This is a genomic window from Flagellimonas yonaguniensis (assembly GCF_029193885.1).
Taxonomy (GTDB): Bacteria; Bacteroidota; Bacteroidia; order Flavobacteriales; family Flavobacteriaceae; genus Flagellimonas; species Flagellimonas yonaguniensis.
The window spans coordinates 1-1,340 of record NZ_JARFVB010000041.1 but is presented as its reverse complement, the minus strand read 5'-3'; the positions used below and the strand labels follow the sequence as shown (position 1 = coordinate 1,340).

Annotated in this window: 1 protein-coding gene; it reads right to left on the bottom strand. The window is 52.0% G+C overall.

Annotated features, from left to right (window positions below):
- Positions 1-11: 11 nt before the first annotated feature.
- Complete coding sequence (locus PY092_RS19610) at positions 12-1,277, bottom strand: IS256 family transposase (RefSeq protein ID WP_127136011.1); 1,266 nt, start codon at positions 1,275-1,277, stop codon at positions 12-14.
- Positions 1,278-1,340: the final 63 nt, after the last annotated feature.

Below are 1,340 nucleotides of genomic sequence, written 5' to 3'. Positions count from 1 at the left end.
GGGTCTGTAAATTAAACTCTGTCCGATCCATCAATCCCTCTGGGGCTAGCCCCAGAGGGATTGGGATTTAATTCCAAGGGAATCCTCTCCCCAAATTTAATATAAAGTTGCTGGACCACCAGGCTCCAATTCTGCAGGGGCGATGTCCATTTCTTCTCGATGTTCCTGGTGGCCAGGTAGACCAGCTTGAGCAGGGCCATATCGTTTGTAAAGGCCCCTTTGGTCTTGGTGACCTTGCGTACCTGGCGGTGGAAGCCCTCCACGGCATTGGTGGTATAGATCAGTTTGCGGATGGGCGGGGTGTATTGGAAGTACTGGGAGAGCTCTTCCCAGTTGTTCTGCCAGGATTCAATGACCACGGGATATTTGCCTCCCCATTTTTCGCCCAGGGCCAGGAGTCCGTCCTCGGCCACCTCCTTACTGGTGGCCCGGTATACCTCTTTGAGGTCCCGCATGAACTCCTTTTGGTCCTTTGAGGCAATATACCTGAGGGAATTGCGTATCTGGTGTACAATGCACTTCTGTACCTGGGTCTTTGGGAATATGCTGAGTATGGCCTCGGTAAAGCCCTTCAGGTTATCGGTACAGGCAATAAGGATGTCCTGCAGTCCACGGTTGTTCAGGTCGGTCAGCACCTGGAGCCAGAAGTTGGCACCCTCGCTCTCGGAGATGTACATGCCCAAAACTTCCTTATATCCCTCCTTGTTGATGCCAAGTATGTTATAAAGGGCCTTGTGCTCGATCTTCCCATCGACCTTTACCTTGTAGTGCATGGCATCCAGCCACACGATGCAATAGAGGGGCTCCAGGGGACGGTTCTGCCACGCCTTTACATCGGGGACGATCCGATCGGTGATCTGGCTTAAGACCGTATGGGAGATCTCCGTATCGTACATCTCCTTGATATGGGACGAGATGTCGCGGTAACTCATCCCAAGGCCGTAGAGCCCGATGATCTTCTCCGAGAGATTGTCCGCCAGGATGGTCTGGCGTTTCTTCACAAGTTCCGGCTCAAAGCTGCTCTGGCGGTCCTGCGGGGTATCGATGTCGAAGGTCCCAAAACCACTTTTCAGCGTCTTTTTTCCCTTGCCATTGCGTTTGTTGCCCTTGGTGCGCTCACCCTCGTCCAGATGGCCGTCCATCTCCGCCTCAAGGGCCTTCTCGATCACATTCTTCAGCATGGGGGCAAAGGCGCCTCCCTCACCGAAAAGGTTCTTGCCCGACATGAACTGCTCGAGCACCTTCTTTTCAAATTCTGTCTGTTCTTTCTTTGTCATGGTACTGTCTGAATAAAATTAATACTTCTAATCTTTTTCAGACAGAGTTCAGTTTACAGTCTC

What these genes read in the sequence shown, in the direction of transcription:
- PY092_RS19610 (WP_127136011.1), bottom strand. Translation starts at nt 1,277, where the DNA reads ATGACAAAGAAAGAACAGACAGAATTTGAAAAGAAGGTGCTCGAGCAG.